5 protein-coding genes are annotated in these 2,574 nt (G+C 33.9%); all 5 read left to right on the top strand.

Going from position 1 to position 2,574, the window contains the following annotated elements:
- Positions 1-322 precede the first annotated feature (322 nt).
- The 5 genes from Q0140_RS11635 to Q0140_RS11655 all read left to right on the top strand — a co-directional run bounded on the left by Q0140_RS11635 (position 323) and on the right by Q0140_RS11655 (position 2,544).
- Positions 323-601, top strand: a complete 279-nt coding sequence (locus tag Q0140_RS11635) for a hypothetical protein (RefSeq protein WP_297964765.1) — start codon at positions 323-325, stop codon at positions 599-601.
- Complete coding sequence (locus Q0140_RS11640; protein ID WP_297964767.1) at positions 594-953, top strand: hypothetical protein; 360 nt, start codon at positions 594-596, stop codon at positions 951-953. Before Q0140_RS11635 ends, Q0140_RS11640 begins: the two co-directional genes overlap by 8 nt.
- 186 nt (positions 954-1,139) lie before the next feature.
- Complete coding sequence (locus Q0140_RS11645) at positions 1,140-1,328, top strand: hypothetical protein (protein ID WP_297964769.1); 189 nt, start codon at positions 1,140-1,142, stop codon at positions 1,326-1,328.
- A 48-nt stretch (positions 1,329-1,376) separates the two neighbouring features.
- Complete coding sequence (locus Q0140_RS11650) at positions 1,377-1,751, top strand: hypothetical protein (protein ID WP_297964771.1); 375 nt, start codon at positions 1,377-1,379, stop codon at positions 1,749-1,751.
- Between the two features lie 40 nt (positions 1,752-1,791).
- Positions 1,792-2,544: a hypothetical protein gene (locus Q0140_RS11655; RefSeq protein ID WP_297964773.1), complete on the top strand. Its 753-nt coding sequence runs from the start codon at positions 1,792-1,794 to the stop codon at positions 2,542-2,544.
- Positions 2,545-2,574 lie beyond the last annotated feature (30 nt).

Genomic DNA, 2,574 nt, shown 5'->3' on the forward strand with positions numbered 1-2,574 from the left:
GATCGAATATATCACTAATTATCGCGCTAGAAACGGAGATGACTTTGCATATTGCCCAGTCATTTGCCCCGGGCGGGTGTCCAAATGAAAATTTTGGCTTTCAATACAGAATATGTTGATTTTTGCTAATATTTGGATAAATATAAAAATATGCGCCGAACTTAATGCCGAAGTGTGCGTAGATGGGATATAAAAGATTTTAAGAGTAGTTTTGAAAGACAACGAAGTAGTTTTAATACTATCGATCGAAAGCGATAGGGATCTATCCGAAACGATAAGCAGCAGCGGCATATCTGCAACAAAAACCTGACGCAAGGGAGATTTGAAACTAAAAGGTTCTATTTTAAAATACAGAAATTTTGGCTTTAGCATAGAGGAAAAATTTTATGACATACCTTCTGCCGGAGATCTAATTAAAAAATTCTTGGCAGATATAAATGTCGCGAGGAGTATAAAATTGCAAAGCGTAAAAAAGCTGCTAAGAGTCGTGATTTACAGCCACGGCAGCTTGCCGGGTCTATACTACGATACGGATTTGCTAAGGCTATTAGCGGGTAACGATATAAGTTTAGATAATGACGTGTATTTTTTAGATGAATAAATTTGAATTGCATACTAAAATAAAAGCGCTAAAGGCGCGGCTTAAACTGCAAAGGCCGGAAATTATAACAAATCCTATACAAAAGGATGAGCTTGTCGAGCAAGATCTGTGCGGTAAAGATCTATGCGATTTAGACCATAGCACAATCAAACTCTTATCGGGAGATTTGCAGGTTTTCAATGACTATACTTTTAGGTATTATATCCTGGATTTTATTGATTTTTACGAGCGCTTCGGCGATGAAGCGATTATAGAGGATATGTTTATTCAAGCATTTGCACCGCCTATGCGGCGGGCGCTAGCAAAACAATTTAGCAGAGATGAGGTAAAAATAATCATAGATTTTTTATAAAAAAATTATGAAGATATTTCGAGAATTACGCATTCCAAGAAATATAAAAAGTTAAAACCCTATGAGCAAGATGAAATTTATATACCATTCAAACATTTTGAAAAGGAGATAAAAAGCGCTATAAAATTTTGGAGAAAAGTATTATGATGGAATTTTATAAGGGTAAAAATTTATAAGGATTGGCAAATGCGCTTAATAGAGACTGATTTGGGCAAATATGAGGAATATATCTATTTCTTTATAGAGAAAAACAGGGCGTATTTTAACGCCTATCAAGAGCAGATATTTCTAAAGGACGAATATAATATAATTAGCAAATATTTTAGAGATGAAACACAAGAATACGCCGTCTCTTGGATGAAATTTAGCGAATAGCTGGGTTGAGCTTTATTAAAGTCATATTTTAAAAAAATAAGGAGCTGTATGCCTAAACATGAATTTTTACTCAAAAAGACAAAAGAAAATATCTTCTCTAAAGAGTATTGTGTAGTAATTGGCGATGATCTGATACTTCATATTTTGTACTCTTTCAAGTGGGTACAAACCACATGGAACGATGAGATAAATTTGAAAAAAGGTCTAAATTACTATGGCTATAGCTGGATAGAAGATAAAGCTAAATTTAGAGATATAATATGCTCTTGGAGATCGCTTTTCTTGAGCGCGGATGAGCAGATTGTTTTTGATAAAAATTGTGTGTTAAACAGATCCTCGGTTATTGAGCAACTAGACGGTCTATTGGAACTAATCGATTCGGCAATTAAAAATAATTTATATATTTTGCATCTAGGGATTTAGCAAGTATGCGGCGATTTAATAATAAAACAGAAGAAAGACCATGAAAAGAAATTATAAAAAGATAATACCCGTAAGAGGTAGAAGGAAATTTTCGATTAATAATTTTAGAGAAATTTTCGCGGAGGACGATATATTACAGATCGATCAAAGGCGGTTTTTATTTTGTAACTGGAATAACTTGCTGCGTATAAACGGCGATAAATTAGGCGAATTCATAGTATTGCCGCCGGAAGCTAATGTGAAAAATAATAATGGTTTGATTTCTAAAAAGTGGGTATTGGAGAATTTAGATTTTGTATGTGATACCGAGTCGCCCAGAAATATAAGCATATTTTCTTATTACGATAGTTTTTTAGCCGAATACAAAAGGATAAATGATAAAATTCCTGCAAAATTTACTTATAAATTTTTAGAATTCAAAGACGATCTAAAAAATGGAGATATTATAGAGTGTCACAAGGCTTTTCGTCCGTATGATCGAAAGATAAAATTTATCGTCGCAACCGATACGGAAGGATGCCCGAGACTACCCTATCTGGAGGGGTTTTATTCCGGTATATTTGCGCCTATTGGCTATAGCGATAAAATGCGCTCGAATAAAGGACGGGAATATGCGATAAGCTCGAGTTGGCTAATTAAGAACTGGGAAGCCGCCTTTGTCGGTAATTGCGATATAAGGCACACTTATGTAAATTTACAAAATCGAAAAGAGATTTTAAATTTTACCGATAAGCAACTGGAAAATTTTATAAAAATGAAGCGAAAGAAATTAAAATTTAAATGGAAAAAGTAGATAAGGATTTTAAAGCGAGCTTGCATAACA

The organism is uncultured Campylobacter sp. (assembly GCF_938045405.1).
GTDB lineage: Bacteria > Campylobacterota > Campylobacteria > Campylobacterales > Campylobacteraceae > Campylobacter_B.

Coding starts and splice junctions, on each gene's coding strand:
- Q0140_RS11655 (WP_297964773.1), top strand. CDS start 1,792: ATGAAAAGAAATTATAAAAAGATAATACCCGTAAGAGGTAGAAGGAAA.
- Q0140_RS11640 (WP_297964767.1), top strand. CDS start 594: ATGAATAAATTTGAATTGCATACTAAAATAAAAGCGCTAAAGGCGCGG.
- Q0140_RS11645 (WP_297964769.1), top strand. CDS start 1,140: ATGCGCTTAATAGAGACTGATTTGGGCAAATATGAGGAATATATCTAT.
- Q0140_RS11650 (WP_297964771.1), top strand. CDS start 1,377: ATGCCTAAACATGAATTTTTACTCAAAAAGACAAAAGAAAATATCTTC.